We start from the raw sequence: 22,245 nt of genomic DNA, 5'->3' as shown, positions 1-22,245 counted from the left end.
CCGTCCCGACGCGTCATCATGGATGGGCACACGTAAATCGTGATGATCGATCGTGGGGAGCAACGCCGTGACCGCACCGAAGGATTCCGCCACACACGACGTCAAACCGCGCAGCCGCGACGTCACCGACGGGCTGGAGAAGTCCGCAGCCCGCGGCATGCTGCGCGCGGTGGGCATGGGCGACGCAGACTGGGGAAAGTCCCAGATCGGCGTCGGCTCGTCCTGGAACGAGATCACCCCCTGCAACCTGTCCCTCGACCGACTCGCGACCGCCGTCAAGGACGGCGTGCACGCCGCGGGCGGGTACCCGCTCGAGTTCGGCACCATCTCGGTCTCGGACGGCATCTCGATGGGCCACGAGGGCATGCACTTCTCGCTGGTCTCACGCGAGGTGATCGCGGACAGCGTCGAGACCGTGATGCAGGCCGAACGCCTGGACGGTTCGGTGCTGCTCGCCGGCTGCGACAAGTCGCTGCCCGGCATGCTGATGGCCGCCGCCCGCCTGGACCTGGCCAACGTCTTCCTCTACGCCGGCTCCGCGCTGCCCGGCCTGGCGAAGATGTCCGACGGCAGCGAGCGCGAGGTCACCATCATCGACGCCTTCGAGGCGGTCGGCGCGTGCTCGCGAGGACTGATGAGCCGCGCAGACGTCGACGCCATCGAGCGGACGTTCTGCCCCGGCGAGGGTGCCTGCGGCGGCATGTACACCGCCAACACCATGGCCTGCGTCGCCGAGGCCTTGGGCATGTCGCTGCCCGGCAGCGCCGCGCCGCCCGCCTCGGACCGGCGCCGCGACGGCTACGCGCGGCGTAGCGGCGAGGCCGTCGTCCGGCTGATCGAGCAGGGCATCACCGCACGGGACATCATGACCAAGGAGGCATTCGAGAATGCCATCGCCGTGGTGATGGCCTACGGCGGCTCCACCAACGCGGTGCTGCACCTGCTCGCCATCGCCTACGAGGCGGAGGTCGAGCTGACCCTCGACGACTTCTCCCGGATCGGCGCGAAGGTGCCGCACCTGGCGGACGTCAAGCCCTTCGGCAAGCACGTGATGCTCGACGTCGACCGCCAGGGCGGCGTCCCGGTGGTGATGAAGGCGCTGCTCGACGCGGGCCTGCTGCACGGCGACTGCCTGACGGTGACGGGCCGGACCATGGCGGAGAACCTGGCCGAGATCGACCCGCCGGACCCCGACGGCGTGGTGCTGCGGGCGATGTCGTCGCCGATCCACCCGACCGGCGGAATCACCATCCTGTCCGGTTCGCTGGCACCCGGCGGCGCGGTGGTCAAGTCGGCCGGCTTCGAGTCCGATGTGTTCGAAGGCACGGCAAGGGTTTTCGACCGCGAACGCGGCGCACTCGATGCGCTCGAAAACGGCACCATCGCCGCGGGCGACGCCGTCGTGATCCGGTACGAGGGCCCCAAGGGCGGGCCCGGGATGCGGGAGATGCTCGCGATCACCGCGGCCATCAAGGGCGCCGGCCTCGGCAAGGACGTGCTGCTGCTGACCGACGGCCGTTTCTCCGGCGGCACCACCGGCCTGTGCGTCGGGCATGTGGCCCCGGAGGCGGTGGACGGCGGACCGATCGCATTCGTCCGCGACGGCGACGCCGTCCGGCTCGACATCGGCACCGGAACCCTGGACCTGCTGGTCGACGCCGACGAACTCGACCGTCGGCGCCAGGGCTGGGAACCGTTGCCGCCCCGCTACACCCGAGGCGTGCTTGCCAAGTACGCGAAGCTCGTCGGTTCGGCGTCGAACGGGGCCGTGTGTGACTGAGCACCATTCCGGGCGGCGACAGGCCCGCGAGTTCGCCATGATCCAGGCCGAGATCGAGCGCAACCTCCTCGGCGGCGAGATCAAGTACACCCGCCAGCAGGTCGCCGAACTGTCGGGCATCCCGCTGGAGCGGGCGCAACGGCTCTGGATCGCAATGGGTTTCGCGGTCGACACGGATCCCGACGCGCCGATGTTCACCGACGCCGACGTCGCCGCGCTGAGCAGCATCACCTCGCTGGTCGACCGGGGCATCATCGATCCCGACCTCGAGGTGTCGGTGACCCGGGCGCTGGGGCAGTCCTTCTCCCGACTCGCCGAGTGGCAGTTGGGCCTGCTCAACAGTCACATCCTGGAACGCGTGGAACGGGAGCGGACCGGGGACGAGACGGTCAGCGTGCACGCCGTCGCCACGCAGGCCGCCCTGGTCGCGGAGCAGATGCTTCCCGCGCTGCAGGACCTGCAGTCGTACGTGTGGCGTCGGCACCTCGCCTCGAACGCCGCCCGGTTCCTCGACAACCGCGGCGAGGACTCCGAGACCCGCACGCTGGTCATCGGATTCGCGGACATGGTCGGATACACCAGCCTGACCCGGCGCCTGGGCGTCACCGAGCTCACCCGCCTGCTGGAGTACTTCGAGTCCACCGTCACCAACGTGATCAGCCAGGGCCGCGGCTGGGTGATCAAGAACGTCGGCGACGAGGTGATGTTCGCCGTCGAGGACCCTGCCGACGCCGGCCGGATCGCGCTGGCGCTGCAGGACGCCGCGCACAGCACCGAGGAACTGCCGGACCTGCGGGTCGGGCTCGCGCGGGGCACCGTGCTGGTCCGGTTCGGCGACGCCTACGGCTCGGTGGTGAACATCGCTGCACGACTGACCAGTTCGGCTCGTCCGGGCACCGTGCTCGTCGACGCCGACCTCGCCGATGCCCTCACCGACGTCCCGGGCGTCGAGCTGCGCTCGCTGCGGACGCTCCGGGTACGCGGGTACAACCGCCTCAAGGCCTACGCGCTGCGGCGGGCCTGAGTCTCGGGCACGTCGGCGCCCAGCGCCTCGAGGGTGGTGCGCGCCTCCGCCAGTTGCTCGCTGAGCTCGCGCACCCGCCTGGCCGCGGCGTCCCTGGCGGCGGAGAGCACCGCCGCAACGGCCTGCTCCGCGACCGGGTCGCCGAGCTCGCGGACCGCGCGCTCGACCGCGTCCGCGGCCACGGGCACCGCCTTGCTCGGTCGCCGCTCGCCGTGCGTGACGGTGACCGTCCACTCGTTGGCGGCCTCCGCGTGCAGGGTGACGCTGACGCTGGTCGCGTCCTTCGGCCGGCGCGCGCGGCGCGACGCGGGCGCCGGCTTCTCGGGCGCCTGGCTCACTGGCTCGGTCTTGGGTGCGGTCACGGCTGCCTTCGGTGGGGTGACGGATGCCGGCACCGCGACCGGCGCGGTTGTCGGCGTCCGGGGGGCTGCGGTCGCGGCAGGCGCAGGCCGAGGCTCGATCGCCTTGGCAGGCACCGGCTTCGGCTGTCTCGGCGTGACGGACCTCGAGGCCGCCTTGGCGGCGGCGGGCTTCGCCGGGGACTTGGCTGAGTTCTGGGTGCGACGCAGCTCGTCCGCCTCGAACGGCAGCTCGTCGTTGACTCCCTTGGGCCGGATCAGCACCGTGCCGCCGTCGATCGAGAGCACCCGGGCCGAACAGCCCGCCGCCAGGCCGAGACTCGGCGTGGCGTCGTTGAGGTACACGGTCGCGCGCTTACCGGCGGCGACCGCTGCTGCCAGTTCCGTCAGGTCCTGCTCGGTCAGACGGTCGACGCTGTTCTTGCGAGGTGGCATCGGCGGCTAGATCGGGCGGAAGCCCGCGCCGGCGCCGCCATGAGCGTTGATATCGCTCATGATGACGTCGATGTCCGTGCCGAGCTCCGGGCCCAGGCACGCGAATCCCACGTACGCATTCACCATGCCCACCAGAGTAGTGCCGAGCACGACCGGACTTCCCGAGTCACCCTCTATAACGCACATCTGGGTCCAGGTCTCGTTGCTCTGCAACAGGTCTCCCCAGACCACTCCACAGGTGTTACCCGTCGTCAGGCCCTCTTTGCACACCACATTCGGGAAGGCCGCAGGCGTGCCGATCCCGGTGATGGTGACGTTGCCGACACGGTTCACGGGAATCACCTTGTTGCGGTCGAACTCGAGGACCGAGTAGTCGAGGCCCTTGTTCTTGCCGACCATGTGACCGATGACGCCGAGCTCCTGCCGGTCCACCGCCCCGACGGCCATCCCCGGTTCGCCGCAGTGTCCCGCGGTGATGCCGACGAGTCTGCCGCCGCTGTCGGTGCCGATCGTGGTCAGCGTGCACATCGCCTCCCCGCCGAGGACGATCCCGGAGCCACCGCCCAGGACCGCACGCTCGGCGGCCGATGCGGGCCCCACCGCCAGCAGTCCGGCCATCGCGGTAACGAAAGCAATCAGCAGAGCAATTCGCTTGAGCATCGTGCGTCCCCTATTCGCCGGGATCGACGTAGCCGGTTGGTGTGCGCTAAGTCACACTATCCGGGTGAGCGGTCGCCGCGCGAGCCCGAACCACGAAATTCATGCCGATCAATCGCCCTCCGGCAGGGCCCGGGCACGCAGAAAGTCGTCCACAATCCGCGCGCAGGCGTCCGGACCCAACGGCGGCAGCGTGGCCAGCCGGGTGAAAACGACCGGTCCGACCAACTGCGCCAGCACCAGGTCCGGATCCATGTCGCCGAGCAGTTCGCGCGCCGCCGGACCGGCGAGGATCCGGTCGAACGGCAGCCGGTACTGCTCGGCGATGTGCCGTCGCAACGACCGCAGCTCGGGACGGTCGGCGTTGTCGCCGAGGCCGGGCCCCATGCCGAGCCAGCACATCGCGGTCAGCTGCATCGGCGCCTCCTCGATCAGCTTGGCCTGCGCGGTCAGCAGCGACACGAGCTGTTCACGGAGGTCACCGCCCTCCGCGACCACCGCGACCGGTGGCACCAGCCGACCGAAGGCGGCCGCGAGAAGCTCGGTACCGCTGTCGAAGTGGCGATACAGCGTCGCCCGGGCCACCTTCGCCGCGCGGGTGACCGCGTCGATGGTGACGGCCTCGGTCCCGCCCTTGACCAGCAGCGTGGTGGCCGCGTCGAGGAGCCGGGCCCGTGAGCGCACCCGGCGCGGGTCCTCGCGGGGACCGGCACCGGACGCGGCGGCAGGCTGCTCGCCCATGACACCTCCGAGGGGTTGTGGAATCGCCGGCCTCAAACGATACTGGCGGTCTCGTTACTAAACGAGACTGATGGTCTTGTTTCGCTGTCGAGAGGTAGACATGGTCCAGCACGCCCCGCTCGACGAGACGAAATGGTCCGCGCGAGAAGTATGGACACTGACCGTCGTGTGCGCCGCGGTCGCGATGGTCATGGCCGCCTCCGCGGCGCTCTACTCCGCCCTGCCCAGCCTCGCCCTGGACACCGGCGCTACCCAGAGCCAGCTGACCTGGATCGTGGACGGCTACACCCTCACACTGGCCGCCCTGCTGTTGCCCGCGGGTGCGCTCGGCGATCGGTACGGCCGACGGGGCGTGCTGGTCATCGGGCTGCTGATCGTCGCCGCGGCATCCGCCGTCCCGATCTTCCAGGACTCTCCGCTGTGGCTGATCTCCTCGCGCGCGGTGGCAGGCGTCGGCGCCGCCCTGGTGATGCCCGCGACCCTGTCACTGCTGACCGTGAGCTTCCCGCCGGCGCAGCGGTCGCGGGCCGTCGCCATCTGGGCAGGCGTCGCCGCATCCGGCGGGATCGCGGGCCTGCTCGTGTCGGGCGTGCTGCTCGAACGGTGGCAGTGGCAGTCGATCTTCGTCGGCTTCGCCGTGGCGGCGCTCGCGTTGTTCGCGCTCTCCTGGACCCTGCAGTCGTCGCGCGATCGGGACTCGCCCGCCTTCGACGTCGTCGGGGCGGTGCTGTCGACGGCCTCGATCGGACTGTTCGTCCTGGGCCTGCTCGAAGGACCGATCCGGGGCTGGACCGATCCCGTGGTGGCCGTCGCCCTGATCGTCGGCGTCATGGCCGGGGTCGCGTTCGCGGCCGTCGAGCTACGTCGCGAGCATCCGCTGCTGGACGTGAGGCTCTTCGGGATCCGCGGGTTCGGTGCCGGCGCGGCCTCGCTGACGCTGCAGTTCGTCGGGACGCTCGGACTGTTCTTCCTGCTCATCCAGTACATGCAGTTGGTGCTCGGCTACAGCGCACTGCAAGCCGCACTCGCGCTGGCCCCGATGGCCGTGCCGATGGTCGCGATCTCCGCGATCACGCCCTGGCTGATCCCCCGGGTCGGGATGCGTGCGCTCACCGTCGCCGGGCTCGCGCTGGCCGGGCTCAGCCTGGTGCTGATCGGCAGGCTGGAGGTCGACGGCGGATACGGGCCGGCCATGGTCGCCCTCCTGATCTTCAGCCTCGGGCTTGGCCTGTGCACCGCGCCTGCGACCACCGGCATCGTCGAGAACACCCCGGACGGCAAGCAGGGCGTCGCGTCCGCGGTGAACGACACCACCCGGGAGATCGGCGCGGCGGTCGGGACCGCGTTGGCAGGCAGCCTGCTCGCGGCCACGTACAGCCACAACATCGCGCCAGCGGTCGCGGCCCTGCCCGAGGCAGCGAAGGAACCGGTCGGCAGTTCGCTGGCCGCGGCGCTCGAGGTGGCCAAGCTCGCCGGCGGCCCGCAGGGCGAGCAGCTCGCCGACTTCGCCCGGTCGGCCTTCCTGGCCGGGATGTCGCACGCGTCGTACGTGCTGGCCGGGGTGATGCTGGTCGCGGCGGTGGCCGTCGGCATCTGGGCGCCGGGACGTCGCCGCAGCCCCGCCGACACCGTGCCCGCCACGCCTGCCCCGCAGCCGAATGAACGGAACGTTCACTCGATCTAATCGAATGAACGATTCCGTTCATTCGATGCCAACGGGGGCGGGGGCGGCGGGGCGGGGCGGGCGAGGGGTCAGACGCCGGTGATCGTCAGCCCCAGCAGCGCCACGTTCAGCGCGACGATGACGCCGGTCGCCGTCCAGGCCGCGATCGTGGTGCCGCGCAGGTTGCGGTGCTCGCCCATCAGCGCCCGCTCGGACGTCATCCGCACCAGCGGGATCAGCGCGAACGGAATGCAGAAGCTCAGCACCACCTGACTGATCACCAGCGCCAGGGTCGGGTCGATGCCGAGCGAAAGCACCACCAGCGCCGGGATCAGCACCACGATCCGGCGCACCAGCATCGGGATCCGGTAGTGCAGCAGCCCGTGCATGATCTCCGCACCGGCCGCGCAGCCCACCGAGGTCGACGCCAGGCCCGACGCCAGCAGCCCGACCGCGAACATGACCGCCACCGTCGGCCCGAGCGCGCTGGAGATGGCCGCGTGCGCGCCCTCGATCGTGTCGGTGCCCTCGAAGCCGCGCAGCGCGGACGCGGCCAGCAGCAGCATCGCGATGTTCACCGAGCCCGCGATGAGCAGGGCGAAGCCGACGTCCAGCTTGGTTGCCTTGAGCAACCGTGGCAGCAGGGCCGCCTTGATCCCCCGGCCGTGCCGGTCCCGCGCCAACGCGGAGTGCACGTAGATCGCATGCGGCATCACCGTCGCGCCGAGCATGCTGGCCGCCAGCAGCACGGTCTCGGTGCCCTCGAACCGCGGCACCAGCCCGCGCAGGGCCTCCCCACCGTCCACGTCGGTGAACGCGAGGCCACTGACGAACCCGAGCGTGATGATCGCCAGCAGCCCGATCACCACGAACTCGAAGGTGCGCTGGCCGCGGGTCTGAGTGGCCAGGATGACCATCGACACCACGCCGGTGATCAGCCCGCCGAGCGGTAGCGGAACCCCGAACAGCAGGTTCAACGCAATCGCGCCACCGATGACCTCCGCGACGTCGGTTGCGACGGCGGCCAGCTCGGCCTGCACCCAGAACGCCTTGCGCGACGCCGGTCGCAGACGCTCACCCAGCATCTCGGGCAACGAGCGGCCCGTGACCAGACCGAGCTTCGCGGAGAGGTACTGCACCAGCACGGCCATCGCATTGGCGGCCACCAGCACCCACACCAGCAGGTAGCCGTACTTGGCGCCTGCCGTCAGGTTGGCCGCGACGTTCCCCGGGTCGACGTAGGCGATCGCGGCGACAAAGGCGGGGCCGGCCAGCACGATCAGCCGCCCGATGCCCCCGCCACGGCGCACAGGGGCCTGATCGCGCACCTCAGTACGAACGCTCTCCACTGACCACCCCGTTCATTTCAGCAATATTTCTATCAACCGTATCAAAATGTTCGGCTACCCAAACTTCGGTGGCGACATCCGCTCCGCGGTGACCGTCGGGGCGGCGCGATCGGCACCGCAGGACACCGCCACCCGACCGCTCCCGGACCTGCCGACCGGCCGGCCGGACCGTCCGGCCGAGCAGCCGCGATACGCCGACCCGACCCGTCACCGCGCGCCGGCCGGAGCGCACGCCGCCGACCACTTCCCGACGCGACCGGGCGTGAACCTCGGGGCGTCGGCGGTGACATCGGGAGCGGCGAATATCCGGGTACGGTTCTCTAGGCCGTACCGGACGGCCGCAACGAGCGGGAACGGCGGTAGGAGTCAGGTGAGCGGGCGCGCGGTAGGGCTCTTCGCCGGCATCGGCGGCCTCGAGTTGGGCCTGGCCGGGCACGGCTGGGACACCGAGCTCTACTGCGAGATCGACGAGGGCGCCCGTGCCGTGCTCGCTGCGCGGTTCCCGGACGCGGACCTGCACACCGACGTCACCGCGCTGCGCTCGCTGCCCGCCGGTATCGATCTGGTCACCGCGGGTTTCCCCTGCCAGGACCTGTCCCAGGCCGGCCGGACCGTCGGCATCACCGGCTCCCGTTCCGGTCTGGTCGACGAGGTGTTCCGACTGGTCAAGCGCAAGAAGGGGCCGCGCTGGCTGCTGCTGGAGAACGTGCCGTTCATGCTGCAGCTCGGCCGCGGCGCCGCGATGCGGCACGTCACCTCCGCGCTCGACGAGCTGGGCTACCGCTGGGCCTACCGGGTGGTCGATGCCCGCGCGTTCGGGCTGCCGCAGCGTCGTCAGCGGGTGCTGATGCTGGCCTCGCGGACCGAGGACCCCCGCGAGGTGCTCTTCGCCGACGACGCAGGCGCCGCCGACGAGGGCGATCCGGGCGACCACCCGTGCGGCTTCTACTGGACCGAGGGCACCCGCGGCCTCGGCTGGGCGGTCAACGCCGTGCCCACCCTCAAGGGCGGGTCGTCCATCGGCATCGCGAGCCCGCCTGCGGTTCGGATGCTGACCGGCGAGCTGGTCACCCCGGGAATTGTCGGGGCGGAACGGCTGCAGGGTTTCGACCCGGACTGGACGCGGCCCGCGCTGGAGGTTCCCGGGCTGCGCGCCGGGCACCGGTGGAAGCTGGTCGGCAATGCCGTGAGCACCCGGATGTCGGCGTGGGTCGGCGACCGACTGGCGGACCCGGTGCCCTACGACGGCTCCGCCGACCGGCCGCTGAAGCCGGGCGACGCATGGCCGACCGCGGCCTGGGGCTGCGGCGGCGACGCCTACCGCGCGGACCTCAGCACCTGGCCGGTGCAGCACCCCTACGAGGACCTCGGCGGCTTCCTCGACGACTCGAAGCTGCTCTCGGCCCGCGCCACCGCAGGCTTCCTGCGTCGGGTCCGGATGGGCAGCCTGCGTTTCGTGCCGGGCTTCCTCGACGACGTCCACGAGCATCTCGAGCGCATGGGTGGGGATCCGGCCCGCGCGGCGTGACAATGGCCTCATGGCCGTGACCGATCACGCGGCGACGCCGCATCACGAGCCGACGCCGACACCCGCAGCGAAACCGATGCCGGCGTCCGCGTCCGTCCGCGGCCGCATGCGTGAGCAGCGCCGCCGCGACACCGCACCCGAGATGGCGCTGCGCCGCGAACTGCACCGGCGTGGCCGTCGCTACCGGGTGGACCGGGCCCCACTGCCCGGCCTGCGCCGGCGCGCCGACCTGGTGTTCCCGACCGCGCGGGTGGCGGTGTTCGTCGACGGCTGCTTCTGGCACCGCTGCCCCGTGCACGGCACCGCACCGAAGAACAACGCCGGGTGGTGGGCCGAGAAGCTCGACGCCAACGTGGTGCGGGACCGTGACACCGATGCCCGGCTGGCCGCCGCCGGGTGGCGGGTGGTGCGGGTCTGGGAGCACCAGGACCCGGTGACTGCCGCCGACGCGGTGGACCGCGTGCTCGACCGCCCCGCAGACCCGCCTACGGCTGGCGCACCAGCGGCACCGGCGCAGTGACGACATCGTCCGCCTCGACGAGACCGCCCATGCCCAACCGGGTGAGCACCGCGACCGCGACCGGGGTCGCCGCGATGGTCACCGCGACCGCGACGGACGAGCCGAACAGCAGCCCGGCCACCACGTCGTGGGGGTAGTGCACGCCGCTGACCACCCGCAGCGCCGCCGTCACCACGGCCGACGCCACCGCCACCACCGGCAGCCAGGTCCGCCGGGTGCCTGCGGCGAGCGCGGTCAGCACCACCGCCGCGGCGAGCGCAGCGGAGATCCCGGAATGGTTGCTCGGGAAGGACCAGTCGCCCATCGGCGGGCACTCGGACAGCGCGTGCAGGTCCGGCACCGCCTCGCACGGCCGCGGCTCGGCGAACATCGCCTTGACGAACAGCGTCGCCGCGATCGCGCCGACGACCCCGGCCCCACCGGACAGCCCCACGGCGACGGCCCGCACGTTGCCCCGCGCCAACCACACGGTCAGCGCCAGCAGACCGGCGAGCAGCACCAGCAGCCCCTCGGTGACCAGATCCACCAGCGTCCCGGCCCCGCTCGACCACCCGGACGTCGCCAGGTCGATCTGTGTGTAGAGCCAGGTGGACGCGCGCATCAACGGGTTGCTCGCCATCTGCCACGGACCGAAGGTGACCACGGCGAGCAGCGCGATCAGCAGTGCGAGGACCGCATAGGACCAGTGCCTCGGCGGACCCGAAAGTTGGTGTTGCATTCACCGGAAGTTACTCAGCAAAACTGGCAGAACCCTGAGTGGGGCGTCCCGGGCACCGGAGTCCGGCCAATCCCCGGCGGACCGGGCCGGTCCGGTGTTTCAATTTACGGAGTATTCAATTCACCCTGTAACGGAATTACCCTCGGCAGGAGTCCAGGAATGACCCGCACCACCCCCGACCTCCCCACCGGTTTCGACATCACCGACCCCGACATCTACGCCCGCGCGCTGCCGCTGCGGGAGTTCGCCGAGCTGCGTCGCAGCGCGCCGATCTGGTGGAACCCACAGGCCCGTGACGTCGGCGGATTCGACGACGAGGGCTGCTGGGTGGTCACCAAACACGCCGACGTCAAGGAGATCTCCCGACGCAGCGACGTGTTCTCGTCCTGGCAGAACACCGCGGTGCCGCGCTACGCCGACGACATCACCCGCGAGAACGTCGAGATGCAGCGCATCGTGCTGATGAACAAGGACGCCCCGGAGCACACCCAGCTGCGCCAGCTGGTCTCGAGGATGTTCACCCCGCGGGCCGTCGAGACGCTCCGCGAGACCCTGACCGAACGCGCCTCCCAGATCGTCGCCGCGGCGGCCGCGAACCCCACCGGCGACTTCGTCACCGAGGTGGCCAGCGAGCTGCCGTTGCAGGCCATCGCGGAACTGCTCGGCGTGCCGCAGGAGGACCGCGGCAAGATCTTCGACTGGACCAACCAGATGACCGCCTACGACGACCCGGAGGTCGCAGGCGATCCGGTGCAGGCGTCGGTGGAGATCCTCGGCTACGCGTACCAGATGGCGGAGCAGCGGCGGGCCTGCCCGGCCGACGACATCGTCACCAGCCTGGTGCACGCCGACGTCGACGGCCACTCGCTGGCGCCGGAAGAGTTCGGCTACTTCGTCATCCAGTTGGCGGTCGCCGGCAGCGAGACCACCCGCAACGCCATCACCCACGGCATGCTCGCGTTCCTCGAGAACCCGGACCAGTGGGAGCTGTTCAAGCGGGAACGGCCGTCGACCACCGCCGACGAGATCGTCCGCTGGTCCACCCCGGTGATCGCGTTCCAGCGCACCGCGCTCGAGGACACCGAACTGTCGGGCACCTCGATCAAGAAGGGGCAGCGGGTGGTCATGTACTACAGCTCCGCCAACTTCGACGAGGACGTCTTCGAGGCGCCGACCAAGTTCGACATCACCCGTAACCCCAACCCGCACCTGAGTTTCGGCGGGACGGGAGCGCACTACTGCATGGGAGCGAACCTGGCGCGGGTGGAGATCGACCTGATCTTCAACGCGATCGCCGACCACCTGCCGGACATTTCCCGGCTCGGGGACCCGAAGCGGCTGCGCTCCGCCTGGCTCAACGGCGTCAAGGAGCTGAAGGTCGACTACGGCACCTGCCCCGTCGCGCACTGACGAGGCGGCCGCGTCGCTTGTGCGCGGTTGACGGGTCTGTGGACCCGTCAACCGCGCACGAGCACGAAGTGCCTAGCCCCAGCGGGACTGACCGCCGTCGAGCGGGATGGTGGCACCGGTCAGGTACCGGGAGTCCTCGGAGACCAGGAAGACCACGGCCCGGCCGATGTCGGCCTCCGGGTCGCCGACCCGACCCATCGGGATGCTCGCGACGAACTCGGCGGCCTCCTCCGGGTTGTTATCCATCCACCACTTCAGTCCGGGCGAGAGCGCATGCGGTGCAACGGAGTTGACGCGGATATTGTCCACGCCCCACTCGCAGGCCGCGGCCCGGGTGAGCGAGCGCATGCCCTCCTTGATCGACCCGTAGACGCCGTAGTTGCTGGCGTCCCAGCGGACCGCCGCGGAGGTAACCAGGTTGATGATCGAGCCGCCGCCGCGGGCCTTCATGTGCGGGTGGCAGGCCCGCATGGTCCGCAGCGTGGCCAGCGGCCCGGTGGAGAACGACTTCTCGAACTCGGCGTCGTCCGCGTCCAGCAACGCCCCCGGCTTGCAGTCGTTGGCGTTGTTGACCAGCACGTCCACGCCGCCGAGTTCGGCGACGGTGCGGGCCACCGCGGCCTCGATGTCCGACGCCACGCTCACGTCGCAGCGCACCGGGATCGCCGTGCCACCGATCGCCTCGATCTTCGCGACCGTCTTGTCCAGCTTCGCCTCGGTCCGGCCGGCCACCGCGATCGCGACGCCCTCCTTCGCCAGGGCGAGGGCGATGCCGCGACCGATACCCTGTCCGGCGCCGGTGATCAGCGCGACCTTGCCGTCGAGAATTCCCACAGTTGCTCTCCGTTTCAGCGGTGCGTACTACCGGCACATGCCCGGCAGGCACACGAGTATGCCTGCGGCTCAGGCAATCTCGGGATGAGTCGCCAGGTACCGGGCAGGGTACTCGCCACCGCCGTGGACGGCCAGGTCCGCGCCGTTGACGTACGACGACAGCGGCCCGGCCAGGAACAGGCAGGCACCGGCGATGTCGTTCGGCACGGCCATCCGCCCGATCGGCAGGGTCCGCGTCACCGCGGCACCGCCGTCCTCGCCGTACACCGAGGCCGCGGCCTCGGTGCGGATCAGCCCGGTGGTGATGTGGTTGACCCGGACCTTCGGTGTCCACTCGAGCGCCAGCGAACGCGTCAGCACCAGCAGCCCGGCCTTCGCCGCGGAGTACGCCGCGGTCCCCGGCTGCGGGTCGTGCGCGGACACCGAACCGATGTTGACGATCGAGCCGCCGTCGGCCTGCTCCCGCATCACCCGGTTCGCCGCCTGCGCGACGTAGAACGGCGCCAGCAGGTTCAGCGCGACGATCTTCTCCACGAACCGGGGCGAGACCTCCGCCGCGTCCGCGTCCGGCGAGCCACCGGCGTTGTTGATCAGCACGTCGAGCCGACCCATGTCCGCGGCGGCCCGCTCGACCATCACGCGGACTGCCTCCGGGTCGCGCACGTCGACCGCGAGGAACGCGGCCCGACGGCCGCCCGCCTCGGGCAGCGTCTCGGGCTCGGACCGCGCGCACACGGTCACCTGCGCGCCTGCGGCGAGGAAGGTCTCCGCGACGACGCGTCCGATTCCCTTGGTGCCGCCGGTGATCAGGACCGCGCGACCGGTGAAGTCCGCCGGGTTCTCCAGCATCGTGCTCACCGGGCGAACTTCGCGCGGGCGCCGCCGATGGCCACGGTGTCCGCGCCCACCTCGAAGTCCACCGTGTCGTCGTCGCGCCAGCCGCGGACCGTCAGCGTCTGGCCCGGGAAGGCCGGTGCCGCGAAACGTCCGGACAGCTCGACGAGGTCCGCGGGGTGGACACCGAGCTCGCGGGCCAGCGGCAGGGTCGCCGCCGCGAGGGTGCACAGCCCGTGCATGATCGGCCGCGGCTGGTTGATCCGCGCCGCCGCCTCGGGGTCGATGTGGATGTGGTGCATGTCGCCGAGCAGGCGGTACAGCGCGGTCTGGTTCTCCCAGGTCGCGAGTTCCGCCACCAGGTTCGGCTCGCCGACCGGGCCTGCGGGCTTGGACGGCCCGCGCTCCCCGCCGAATCCGCCGGAACCGGGCGCGAACAGCGACCACGTCGCGACGAAGTACTCGCACTCGACGAGCACCTCGAACACCGCCGCGGCGCCCTTGTCCCAGACCTCCCCGACGGACGCCGTCAGCGTCACCTCACCGGAACGCGGCAGCGGCTTGAGCACCCGCAGTTCCTGCGAACCGTGCAGTGCGGTCTTGGTGTCGAACGCCCCGCGGCCGCCGAGCTCGTCGGGCGCCCACTGCGCCAGCGTCAACGCGAACGTCGGCAGCACCCGCAGCCGGTCCTCGAACACGAGGTCCAGCTCGGTCGCCTGAGCGCCGACCGCGAGCGCGTAGATGATCGCGTCGCGCTCGGTGTAGCTCACGGTCCGGGTACCCAGATCCGTTCCGCGCCAACGCCCCGCGTTCTCGGCGACGGTCTCAGTGGTGCTCAATCTATTCAACTCCCAGAATCAGTGCGCTGGTCGGAACCGCGGTGCCCGCGGTGACCAACACATTCTCCACGTTGTCCGGCTGGTTGGTCGAGGTGCCGCGCACAAGTCGCACTCCCTCGGCAATTCCGTTGACGCCGTGCAGGTATGCCTCGCCGACCTGGCCGCCGTGGGTGTTGGCCGGCAGTCGTCCGCCGATCTCCAGGTTGCCCTCGCGGATGAAGTCCTTCGCCTCGCCCGGCTTGCAGAAGCCGAGCTCCTCGAGCTGCGGGAGCACCAGCGGGGTGAAGTGGTCGTAGAGGACCGCCGCGTTGATGTCGTCCGGCGTCAGTCCGGACTGCGCGTACAGCTGCCGCCCGACCAGCCCCATTTCCGGGATCCCGGTGATGTCGGGACGGTAGTAGCTGGTCATCATGTGCTGGTCCTTGGCGCTGCCCTGCGCGGCGCCCTTGATGATGACGGGCGTGTTCGCCAGCGACTTGGCCCGCTCGGCCGAGACGATGACGAGTGCCTGGCCGCCGTCGGTCTCCTGGCAGCAGTCCAGCAGGTGCAGCGGCTCGGCGATCCACCGGGAGTTCTGGTGGTCCTCGAGCGTGATCGGCTTGCCGTAGAACCACGCCGCGGGGTTGTTCGCGGCATGCTTGCGCGCCACGACGGCAACCCGGCCGAAGTCCTCGCTCGTCGCGCCGTACTGGTGCATGTAGCGGCGGGCGAACATCGCGACCCACTGGGCGGGCGTCGACAGACCCTGCGGGGTCATCCACGCGTACGCCGCACGGTCGGCGGTGCTGTCCATCGGGCGGTCGTGCTGACCGAGTCCGTACCGGACCCCGGACCGCTCGTTGAACGCGCGGTAGACCACCACGACGTCCGCCACGCCGGTGGCGACGGCCATCGCGGCCTGCTGCACGGTCCCGCAGGCGGCGCCGCCGCCGTAGTGGATGCGGGAGAAGAACTTCAGTTCCCCGAGTCCGCAGTTGCGGGCGACAATCGCCTCGCCGTTGGTCTCCGAGGTGTAGGTCGACAGGCCGTCGACCTCCGACGGGTCGATACCGGCGTCGGCCAGCGCGGCGATGATCGCCTCGCAGGCCAGCTGCAGCTCGGTGCGGCCGGAGTTCTTGGAGAACTCGGTGGCGCCGATGCCGACGATCGCGGCGGTGCCGGAGAGCGGGCTGATGGCCATCAGGCGTCCTTCCCTTCGACGGCGGCGGGGTACTCGACGGTGACGGTGCCGGAGAGGTGGTTGCCGAGGCTGTTCGCGCCCTGCACCTTCACCTCGACGAGCCCGTTCTCCGCGGAGACCACCTCGCCGGTCATCGTCATCGTGTCGCCCGGGTAGTTCGGCGCACCGAGGCGGATCTTCACCCGGCGAACCGTCGCGAAGGGCCCGGCCCAGTCCGTCACGAACCGTCCCGCCAGGCCGTTGCTGGTGAGGATGTTCATGAACACGTCCTTCGAGCCACGCTCGCGCGCCAGCTCGGGGTCGTGGTGCACGTCCTGGAAGTCGCGGGTGGCGAGCGCGGTGGCCACGATCAGCGTGCGGGTGAGCGGGATCGCCAGCTCGGGCAGGACGTCGCCGACCGCGACGTCGCCGAAGCTGCGGCCCGTCACCGCGGCGGCGGTCATGCGACCACCTCGACGCCGGCGGCGAGCTGCGCGCCGAGGCGCGCGAGGTCGGATGCCGAGCCGCCGAGGGTGGCGCCGATCTGCTTGCCCCACAACAGGTGCCGGTGCACGGGGTAGTCGGTGTCGACGCCCATGCCGCCGTGCACGTGCGTGGTGCGGTGCGCGATGCGCTGACCACCGTCGGTGGCCCACCACTTGGCGACGAGCACCGAGGTGCCCGGGTCGCCGTCGGCCAGGTTCTGCACGGCCTGCCACAGCGTCACGCTCATCGCCTGCAGGTCGATGTAGCAGTCGGCGAGCTGATGGTTGACCGCCTGGAACGTCGCGAGCGGACGGCCGAACTGATGCCGGCCGTTGAGGTACGTCACGGCCTGCGCCGTGGCGCCCGAACCGACGCCGATCTGCAGGGCCGCGAGCGCGAGCTCCACCCGGTCGACCAGCCACTGGACGGAGTTGCCGTCGGCGGGACCGAGCAGCTCGGCCGGGGCCGAGTCGAGGGTCACGTTGCCGCAGATCTCCCAGTTGGTGGACTGCGTCTGCTCCACGGACACACCGGATCCCGCGAGATCGACGACGAACAGCGCGGGGCCGGACGGCGTCGTGGCCGACACGATCGCGCGATGCGCGACGTGGGTCACCGGGACGACCGCCTTGGCTCCGGTCAGCGTCCACCGGCCGTCCGCCTCGGTGGCGGTGGTCTGCGGGTCGCCGTCGACGTACGGGCCGAACTCCTCGACACCGACGGTCAGGAAGTGGCTGCCGTCGGCCACACCGGGCACCAGCGCCGCGGCCTGCTCGGCGGTGCCGAACTCGGCGACCGCGAGGGCGGCGAGGGCGGACGGCCACACCGGGACCGGCGCGACGAAGCGCCCCTGCTGCTCGAGCAGGACGCACAGCTCGGCGAAGCCGAGTCCGCCGCCGCCGAGGTTCTCGGGCAGAGCGATGCCGAGCAGACCGGTGCCCGCCAGTTCGCGCCACAGGTCGCGGTCGAGGCGCTCATCGCTCAGTTCGACCTTCTTGACCCGGTCGATGTCGGCCTTGCTGGTGAAGACCTCTTCGGCGAGGTTGCGAATCGCCTCTTGCTCTTCGCTGAAGCTGAAGTCCATCAGGAGTCCTTCCGTGCGGCCGGCCGGAACGCGGGAAGCGTCAGTTCCGGGTCGGCGTCGATCCAGTCCAGTTCCACCGGCATGCCGATCTCGACCTCGTCCGGCGCGATGCCGGTCATGTTCGCGATCAGGCGGGTGCCCTCTTCGAGTTCGATGGTCGCCACGACCAGTGGGTACTCGAATCCGGGGATCTGCGGGTGGTGGTTGACCACGAAGCTGTAGACGGTGCCGCGTCCCGAGGCGTCGACGGTGTCCCAGTCGAGGGAGCGGCACTGACCGCACATCGGTCCGGTCGGGTGCCGCAGCGTGCCGCAGGCGGTGCAGCGCTGGATCACCAGGCGGTGCTCCATGGCGGCCTCGAACCAGAAGGCGTTGTCAGCGTTGAGCGCCGGGCGCGGGCGCAGGCCCTTGGGCTTCGCGGCGGCCTTCGGCGTGAAGCGCAACGTGCGCCACCGCTGGGTCGCGACGACCTCGTCGTCACCACCGTCCACATTCGCGGCACCGCCGCGGCGATACGTCTTGAGGGTGGTGACGAAGTGCCCGACTCCCAGGCCGGTGGTCTTCTCCTCGGAGATCGCCTCGATCACCTCGGTGACCGAGACCCGGTCCCCGGGGCGCAGTTCCGCGAAGAACTCGAAGTCGGAGTCGGTGGCCACGACGGAGGTGAAGCCCGCGGCGTCGAGGGTGGCGATCATCTCGGTCCACACCGGCGACGGGTCGTTGTTCGCCATCTTGTCGGTGAAGGTCCGCATGATCCACACCTGCGCCATCAGCGCGGGCGCGACGGCGCCCTCGCGACCGGTGGCGCGGGCGGCCTCGTCGTCGAGGTAGATCGGGCTGGTGTCGCCCATCGTCTCGACCCAGTGCCGGATCATCGGGGTGTTGACCTCGTCCGGACCCCACGTGGTGGGCGTGAGGGTCTGGCCCTCGAATGCCTTGAGTGTGGTGAGGAATTCGCTCACTTGACCCTCTTCTCCCGCACCAGGCCCAGGCCCATCGTGCCGACCATGTCGCGCAGGACCTCGTTGACGCCGCCGCCGAAGGTGTTGACCATGCCCTGACGCGAGATCTGCTCGATCTGACCGGCCAGCAGCGCGCCCGGCGACTCGGGCCGGATCCGGCCTGCCGCGCCGAGGATGCCGAGCAGGGTGCGGTACACGTCGATGTGGGTCTCGGTGCCGTACGTCTTGGTGGCGCCTGCGTCCGCACCGGACAGCTTGTCCGCTGCGACGGCCGAGGTCATCTTCCAGTTGAGCAGGCGCATCGCCTCGAGCTTCGCGTGGGTACGCGCAAACTCCTGCTGCACCCAGGGGATCTCGATGGTCCCGTTGTCCTTGGACCACTGCAGCACCTGGTGCCACAGGCCGTAGGTACGGCCACCGATCGCTGCCAGGCCGATGCGCTCGTGGTTGAGCTGCGCGGCGATCAGCTGCCAGCCGCCGTTGATCTCGCCGATGACGTCCTTGCTCGGGACCCGGATGCCGCTGTAGTACGTCGAGGTGACCATCAGGCCGCCGACGGTGTTGATCGGCGACCAGGAGAAGCCGGGGTCGTCGGTCGGGACGACGAGGATCGAGATGCCCTTGTGCTTGGGGGCCTCGGGATCGGTGCGGCAGGCGAGCCACACGTAGTCCGCGGTGTTGGCGCCGGAGGTGAAGATCTTGTTGCCGTCGACCACCCACTCCTCGCCGTCGAGGACCGCGCGGGTCTTGAGCGAGGCGAGGTCGGTGCCTGCCTCGGGCTCGGTGTAGCCGATGGCGAAGACGATGTCGCCTGCGAGGATGCCGGGCAGGAAGCGGTCCTTCTGCTCCTGCGTGCCGTACTTCATCAGCGTCGGGCCGACGGTGTTCACGGTCACGAACGGGAACGGCAACCCGGCCCGCTGGACCTCGTCGAAGAAGACGAACTGGTCCTCGATCGAGCGGCCCTGTCCGCCGTACTCCACGGGCCAGCCGATGCCCAGCCAACCGTCCTGGCCGAGCAGCTTGACCACCTCACGGAAGTACTCGCCGCCCACGCCCTGCTCGCCGGCTGCCCGACGCTTCTCCTCAGGCAGCAGGGCCGCAAAGTACGCCCGCAGTTCCTGCCGAAGCTCGGCCTGCGCTGCCGACTCCCTCAACTCCATCGATGCTCTCCCATGTCTCGCGTCACTTGCCGCGAATCGGACGCTACGTCGCGACGCCGCTCCGCTGCCCCGGAATCTCACTCAGCGGTAGATCCGGCGCACCGTCACGGGCCGGTGGGACAAACACCGCGACGCCGAGCGCGAGCACGGCCGCCACGGTCCCGATCCCGAACGCCGCCGCGTACGCGCCTGCCGTCGGGAACTCGGCACCCGCGACCTGCAGGACCGACGCGGTGGTGACGGCGGCGACGACCGCGCTGCAGGAGGACGTGCCGAGCGACCGGGCGAGCGAGTTGAGGCTGTTCGCCGCCGCGGTCTCCGAGACCGGTACCGCGCTCATGATCATCGCGGGGATCGCGCCGTAGGCGAATGCCGACCCGATCGCGGTGACCGCGATGGCGACGACGAGCACCGTCAGCTGGGGTGGCATCAGGGTCCGCGTCAGGTTGCCTGCCGCCAGGAATACGGCACCGAGCAGGAAGGTTGTCCGCGGTCCGTGCCGTCGGGAGAGGCGGGCCGACACCGGGGCGAAGGCGATCATCATCAACCCGCTCGGCAGCAGCGCGACGCCGCTGAGCGTCAGCGACAGCCCGTGGCCGTACCCGGTGTCGGTCGGCGCCTGGAAGATCTGCGCGCTGACCATGAAGGAGGTGAACATGGCGAAACCGATCAGCACCGACGCGATGTTCGTCAACAGCACCGCAGGCCGGGCGGAGACCCACAGGTCCACCAGCGGCTGACGGGTCCGTTCCCCGACCGCCCCGTGATCTCGGCCGCCCGCGGACAGCCGCAGCTCGTACCGGCCCCAGGCCCCGAGCAGGAGCGCAGCCGCCGCGAACAGCCCGAGGACCGGCCCGCTGGTCCAGCCCCAGCCGTTGCCCTGGGTGATCGCGAGCAGCAGGCAGACCAGCGCGCCGGACAGGCCGAGCGCCCCGACCAGGTCGAATCGTCCGCCGGTGCGCACCGGCGACTCGGGTACCAGCGCCCAGACCACGACGATCTCGAACAGCCCGAGCACCGCGGACCCGCCGAAGAGCCAGTGCCAGCTCAGGTGTTCCGCGACGACACCGGTCAGCGGAAGACCGACGGCGCCACCGGCACCGAGGGTGGCGCTCATCAGCGCGATACCGGATCCGACCTCGTCCGGCGGCAACTCGTCGCGCATGATGCTGATTCCGAGCGGAATGGCGCCCATCGCGGCGCCCTGCAGGGCCCGGGCCACCAGCACCACCGCGAACTCGTCGGACACCGCGCCCAGCGCGCTGCCCACCGTCATGACGGCCAGCGCGACGAGCAGCATCCGGCGCTTGCCGAACATGTCGCCCAACCGGCCCAGGACCGGGGCGCACACCGCGCCCGCGATCAGGGTTGCGGTGACCAGCCACGTGACATTCGCCGCGGAGGTGTCCAGCAGTCGTGGGAACTCGGGCAACAACGGCATCACTATGGTCTGCATCAGCGAGACCGCGATGCCGCAGGACGCGAGCGCCGCCACCACGATCCGGGCGCTCGGCCGCCTGCCGATCCGTGATGATGCGGGCAAATCCCCTCCAGAGCGACTCGTGACGCGGGTGCAGCCCGCACCGTCCCACGCCGGGGCCCGCTCCGGGACCGTCCGATCCCGCCCAGCGGACCGCGAAGGGACCGCGCCCGCGGCCGGACCGCATACTCGGGCCATGAACGATCGGATGGCGCTGGCGGACCTGGCAGGCCGGTACGCCGCGGCGGTGGACGGTCGCGACGCCGCAGGCTTGACCGCGCTGCTCGCCCCGGACGCCGAGCTGGTGCAGCCGCCCGCCCTGGTCCGACGCGGCCAGGACGCCGTCGTCACCGGCGCCGAGGCGATCGTCGCGACCGTGCTGGGCGCCACCGCCCATCTGCTGTCGACCCACCACGCCGTGCACCAGCAGGTTCTCGACGTCGACGGGGACACCGCGGCAGGGCAGACCTACTGCACGGCCCACCACGTCTACCGCGACCGGGACGGCGCGCTGCGCGACAACGCGCTGGCGATCCGCTACCAGGACCGGTACCGGAGGGTCGGCGGCCGCTGGCTGCTCGCCCGCCGCGAACTGGTCGTCGACTTCGGGTCCGACAACCCGGTCACCGTGCCGGGCGCCTGACCGCGCCCCGGGTCACGGACGCCGAGCCGCCATCGCCCGCGCGACCTGATCCTCGGTGACGTTCGGCGTCACCCGCAGCTCCGCCAGCGGCACCTCCCGGCCGGACTCGCTGCGCACCTGCACCCGCACCGGCTCGCCGGTCGTGTCGTCGCGCAGCCCCAGCGGGCCCCCGCTCCCGCCCTGCAGGTACTTGTCACCCCACTGCATCAGCGCGAGGACGGCGGGCAGCAGGTCCCGGCCCTTCTCCGTCAGCACGTACTCGTAGCGGGTGCGCTGCCCCGGCTCCCGGTACGGCCGGCGCTCGAACAGCCCCTCCGCCGTCAGCTCCCGCAGCCGGGACGCGGCCACCGCCTCGGTGATGCCGACCCGGCGCGCGAAGTCGTCGAACCTGGTCGTCCCGTAATAGGCCTCGCGCAGGATCAGCATCGCCGAGCGGGTACCGACCACCTCCATGGCCCGGCCGATCGAGCAGTGCGAACCGGCCAGCCACGCCCCTCGATCCGCGAGAAATCCGTCCAACCGTGCCGCGTCCATGCGCCTCAGCATACCCCTGGCTTGCCTAAAGCATAGCCAGCAC

The 22,245-nt window shown here is 70.7% G+C and carries 22 protein-coding genes; 7 read left to right on the top strand and 15 right to left on the bottom strand.

All coding sequences use genetic code 11. From position 1 onward, the window contains the following. The first annotated feature begins 67 nt into the window (after nucleotides 1-67). Together ilvD and ACFO6S_RS10050 are read left to right on the top strand one after the other, a co-directional pair. A complete protein-coding gene (gene ilvD, locus ACFO6S_RS10055; RefSeq protein ID WP_378416511.1) occupies nucleotides 68-1,780 on the top strand; it encodes a dihydroxy-acid dehydratase in 1,713 nt (570 codons plus the stop codon). A 37-nt stretch (nucleotides 1,781-1,817) separates the two neighbouring features. Beyond that, nucleotides 1,818-2,804, top strand: a complete 987-nt coding sequence (locus ACFO6S_RS10050) for an adenylate/guanylate cyclase domain-containing protein (RefSeq protein WP_378416921.1) — start codon at nucleotides 1,818-1,820, stop codon at nucleotides 2,802-2,804. Here ACFO6S_RS10050 and ACFO6S_RS10045 read toward each other — a convergent pair. From ACFO6S_RS10045 to ACFO6S_RS10035, 3 genes are all read right to left on the bottom strand, one after another. After that, on the bottom strand, nucleotides 2,783-3,598 hold the full coding sequence (locus tag ACFO6S_RS10045; RefSeq protein ID WP_378416509.1) for a DUF6319 family protein: 816 nt from the start codon (nucleotides 3,596-3,598) through the stop codon (nucleotides 2,783-2,785). The two genes, ACFO6S_RS10050 and ACFO6S_RS10045, sit on opposite strands and share 22 nt — an antisense overlap. Before the next feature lie 6 nt (nucleotides 3,599-3,604). Further along, entirely contained in the window at nucleotides 3,605-4,258 is a 654-nt protein-coding gene (locus ACFO6S_RS10040) for a chymotrypsin family serine protease (protein ID WP_378416507.1), read from the bottom strand. Between the two features lie 108 nt (nucleotides 4,259-4,366). Continuing rightward, the gene (locus ACFO6S_RS10035; RefSeq protein ID WP_378416505.1) at nucleotides 4,367-4,996 is read right to left on the bottom strand and encodes a TetR/AcrR family transcriptional regulator; all 630 of its coding nucleotides are present in this window, start codon (nucleotides 4,994-4,996) and stop codon (nucleotides 4,367-4,369) included. Nucleotides 4,997-5,096: 100 nt separating this feature from the next. Between ACFO6S_RS10035 and ACFO6S_RS10030 the strand changes: the two genes are divergently transcribed. After that, the gene (locus ACFO6S_RS10030) at nucleotides 5,097-6,680 is read left to right on the top strand and encodes an MFS transporter (RefSeq protein WP_378416503.1); all 1,584 of its coding nucleotides are present in this window, start codon (nucleotides 5,097-5,099) and stop codon (nucleotides 6,678-6,680) included. A 68-nt stretch (nucleotides 6,681-6,748) separates the two neighbouring features. Here the strand turns inward: ACFO6S_RS10030 and ACFO6S_RS10025 are convergent, their stop codons facing one another. Further along, nucleotides 6,749-7,987, bottom strand: coding sequence for an Nramp family divalent metal transporter (locus tag ACFO6S_RS10025; RefSeq protein ID WP_378416501.1), 1,239 nt, complete (start codon nucleotides 7,985-7,987; stop codon nucleotides 6,749-6,751). A gap of 391 nt (nucleotides 7,988-8,378) precedes the next feature. Here ACFO6S_RS10025 and ACFO6S_RS10020 point away from each other — a divergent pair, with 391 nt between their 5' ends. Further along, entirely contained in the window at nucleotides 8,379-9,536 is a 1,158-nt protein-coding gene (locus tag ACFO6S_RS10020) for a DNA cytosine methyltransferase (RefSeq protein ID WP_378416499.1), read from the top strand. A gap of 76 nt (nucleotides 9,537-9,612) precedes the next feature. Continuing rightward, nucleotides 9,613-10,056, top strand: coding sequence for a DNA mismatch endonuclease Vsr (gene vsr / locus ACFO6S_RS10015; RefSeq protein ID WP_378416919.1), 444 nt, complete (start codon nucleotides 9,613-9,615; stop codon nucleotides 10,054-10,056). Here vsr and ACFO6S_RS10010 read toward each other — a convergent pair. Then, on the bottom strand, nucleotides 10,022-10,774 hold the full coding sequence (locus tag ACFO6S_RS10010; protein ID WP_378416497.1) for a phosphatase PAP2 family protein: 753 nt from the start codon (nucleotides 10,772-10,774) through the stop codon (nucleotides 10,022-10,024). The genes vsr and ACFO6S_RS10010 overlap by 35 nt on opposite strands. A gap of 159 nt (nucleotides 10,775-10,933) precedes the next feature. Between ACFO6S_RS10010 and ACFO6S_RS10005 the strand changes: the two genes are divergently transcribed. After that, on the top strand, nucleotides 10,934-12,184 hold the full coding sequence (locus ACFO6S_RS10005; RefSeq protein ID WP_378416495.1) for a cytochrome P450: 1,251 nt from the start codon (nucleotides 10,934-10,936) through the stop codon (nucleotides 12,182-12,184). 72 nt (nucleotides 12,185-12,256) lie between these two features. On the opposite strand, the gene ACFO6S_RS10000 is transcribed toward ACFO6S_RS10005, so the two are convergent. The 9 genes from ACFO6S_RS10000 to ACFO6S_RS09960 all read right to left on the bottom strand — a co-directional run bounded on the left by ACFO6S_RS10000 (nucleotide 12,257) and on the right by ACFO6S_RS09960 (nucleotide 21,088). Beyond that, nucleotides 12,257-13,018, bottom strand: coding sequence for an SDR family NAD(P)-dependent oxidoreductase (locus ACFO6S_RS10000; protein ID WP_378416494.1), 762 nt, complete (start codon nucleotides 13,016-13,018; stop codon nucleotides 12,257-12,259). Nucleotides 13,019-13,087: 69 nt separating this feature from the next. Further along, a complete protein-coding gene (locus ACFO6S_RS09995) occupies nucleotides 13,088-13,867 on the bottom strand; it encodes an SDR family oxidoreductase (protein ID WP_378416917.1) in 780 nt (259 codons plus the stop codon). A 5-nt stretch (nucleotides 13,868-13,872) separates the two neighbouring features. Further along, entirely contained in the window at nucleotides 13,873-14,691 is an 819-nt protein-coding gene (locus tag ACFO6S_RS09990) for a MaoC/PaaZ C-terminal domain-containing protein (RefSeq protein WP_378416492.1), read from the bottom strand. A gap of 1 nt (nucleotide 14,692) precedes the next feature. After that, nucleotides 14,693-15,871: a lipid-transfer protein gene (locus tag ACFO6S_RS09985; RefSeq protein ID WP_378416490.1), complete on the bottom strand. Its 1,179-nt coding sequence runs from the start codon at nucleotides 15,869-15,871 to the stop codon at nucleotides 14,693-14,695. Then, the gene (locus tag ACFO6S_RS09980) at nucleotides 15,871-16,314 is read right to left on the bottom strand and encodes a MaoC family dehydratase (protein ID WP_378416489.1); all 444 of its coding nucleotides are present in this window, start codon (nucleotides 16,312-16,314) and stop codon (nucleotides 15,871-15,873) included. The genes ACFO6S_RS09985 and ACFO6S_RS09980 overlap by 1 nt, the downstream gene beginning before the upstream one ends. Continuing rightward, on the bottom strand, nucleotides 16,311-17,420 hold the full coding sequence (locus tag ACFO6S_RS09975) for an acyl-CoA dehydrogenase family protein (RefSeq protein WP_378416487.1): 1,110 nt from the start codon (nucleotides 17,418-17,420) through the stop codon (nucleotides 16,311-16,313). The genes ACFO6S_RS09980 and ACFO6S_RS09975 overlap by 4 nt, the downstream gene beginning before the upstream one ends. Continuing rightward, nucleotides 17,420-18,382 (bottom strand): bifunctional MaoC family dehydratase N-terminal/OB-fold nucleic acid binding domain-containing protein, encoded by a 963-nt coding sequence (locus ACFO6S_RS09970; RefSeq protein WP_378416484.1) that lies wholly within the window; start codon nucleotides 18,380-18,382, stop codon nucleotides 17,420-17,422. The genes ACFO6S_RS09975 and ACFO6S_RS09970 overlap by 1 nt, the downstream gene beginning before the upstream one ends. Next, on the bottom strand, nucleotides 18,379-19,545 hold the full coding sequence (locus ACFO6S_RS09965; protein WP_378416482.1) for an acyl-CoA dehydrogenase family protein: 1,167 nt from the start codon (nucleotides 19,543-19,545) through the stop codon (nucleotides 18,379-18,381). The genes ACFO6S_RS09970 and ACFO6S_RS09965 overlap by 4 nt, the downstream gene beginning before the upstream one ends. 43 nt (nucleotides 19,546-19,588) lie before the next feature. Further along, entirely contained in the window at nucleotides 19,589-21,088 is a 1,500-nt protein-coding gene (locus ACFO6S_RS09960; protein WP_378416480.1) for an MFS transporter, read from the bottom strand. Nucleotides 21,089-21,221: 133 nt separating this feature from the next. Between ACFO6S_RS09960 and ACFO6S_RS09955 the strand changes: the two genes are divergently transcribed. Further along, nucleotides 21,222-21,668: a nuclear transport factor 2 family protein gene (locus ACFO6S_RS09955; protein ID WP_378416478.1), complete on the top strand. Its 447-nt coding sequence runs from the start codon at nucleotides 21,222-21,224 to the stop codon at nucleotides 21,666-21,668. Between the two features lie 12 nt (nucleotides 21,669-21,680). Here the strand turns inward: ACFO6S_RS09955 and ACFO6S_RS09950 are convergent, their stop codons facing one another. Further along, a complete protein-coding gene (locus tag ACFO6S_RS09950) occupies nucleotides 21,681-22,202 on the bottom strand; it encodes a winged helix-turn-helix transcriptional regulator (protein WP_378416477.1) in 522 nt (173 codons plus the stop codon). Between the last annotated feature and the right edge of the window lie 43 nt (nucleotides 22,203-22,245).

Origin of the sequence: Rhodococcus kronopolitis, assembly GCF_042654025.1 — a bacterium.
GTDB lineage: Bacteria > Actinomycetota > Actinomycetes > Mycobacteriales > Mycobacteriaceae > Rhodococcus_G > Rhodococcus_G kronopolitis.
The sequence above is the reverse complement of the archived record's forward strand: the minus strand, read 5'-3'. Positions and strand labels throughout refer to the sequence as shown.

Excerpts from the sequence above, each read along its gene's own strand:
- ACFO6S_RS09995 (WP_378416917.1), bottom strand. The coding sequence starts at position 13,867 with ATGCTGGAGAACCCGGCGGACTTCACCGGTCGCGCGGTCCTGATCACC.
- ACFO6S_RS10035 (WP_378416505.1), bottom strand. The coding sequence starts at position 4,996 with ATGGGCGAGCAGCCTGCCGCCGCGTCCGGTGCCGGTCCCCGCGAGGAC.
- ACFO6S_RS10040 (WP_378416507.1), bottom strand. The coding sequence starts at position 4,258 with ATGCTCAAGCGAATTGCTCTGCTGATTGCTTTCGTTACCGCGATGGCC.
- ACFO6S_RS10050 (WP_378416921.1), top strand. The coding sequence starts at position 1,818 with ATGATCCAGGCCGAGATCGAGCGCAACCTCCTCGGCGGCGAGATCAAG.
- ACFO6S_RS10045 (WP_378416509.1), bottom strand. The coding sequence starts at position 3,598 with ATGCCACCTCGCAAGAACAGCGTCGACCGTCTGACCGAGCAGGACCTG.
- ACFO6S_RS09950 (WP_378416477.1), bottom strand. The coding sequence starts at position 22,202 with ATGGACGCGGCACGGTTGGACGGATTTCTCGCGGATCGAGGGGCGTGG.
- ACFO6S_RS09980 (WP_378416489.1), bottom strand. The coding sequence starts at position 16,314 with ATGACCGCCGCCGCGGTGACGGGCCGCAGCTTCGGCGACGTCGCGGTC.
- ACFO6S_RS09985 (WP_378416490.1), bottom strand. The coding sequence starts at position 15,871 with ATGGCCATCAGCCCGCTCTCCGGCACCGCCGCGATCGTCGGCATCGGC.
- vsr (WP_378416919.1), top strand. The coding sequence starts at position 9,613 with ATGCCGGCGTCCGCGTCCGTCCGCGGCCGCATGCGTGAGCAGCGCCGC.
- ACFO6S_RS09965 (WP_378416482.1), bottom strand. The coding sequence starts at position 19,545 with ATGGAGTTGAGGGAGTCGGCAGCGCAGGCCGAGCTTCGGCAGGAACTG.
- ACFO6S_RS09955 (WP_378416478.1), top strand. The coding sequence starts at position 21,222 with ATGAACGATCGGATGGCGCTGGCGGACCTGGCAGGCCGGTACGCCGCG.
- ACFO6S_RS10030 (WP_378416503.1), top strand. The coding sequence starts at position 5,097 with ATGGTCCAGCACGCCCCGCTCGACGAGACGAAATGGTCCGCGCGAGAA.
- ACFO6S_RS10010 (WP_378416497.1), bottom strand. The coding sequence starts at position 10,774 with ATGCAACACCAACTTTCGGGTCCGCCGAGGCACTGGTCCTATGCGGTC.
- ACFO6S_RS09975 (WP_378416487.1), bottom strand. The coding sequence starts at position 17,420 with ATGGACTTCAGCTTCAGCGAAGAGCAAGAGGCGATTCGCAACCTCGCC.
- ACFO6S_RS10005 (WP_378416495.1), top strand. The coding sequence starts at position 10,934 with ATGACCCGCACCACCCCCGACCTCCCCACCGGTTTCGACATCACCGAC.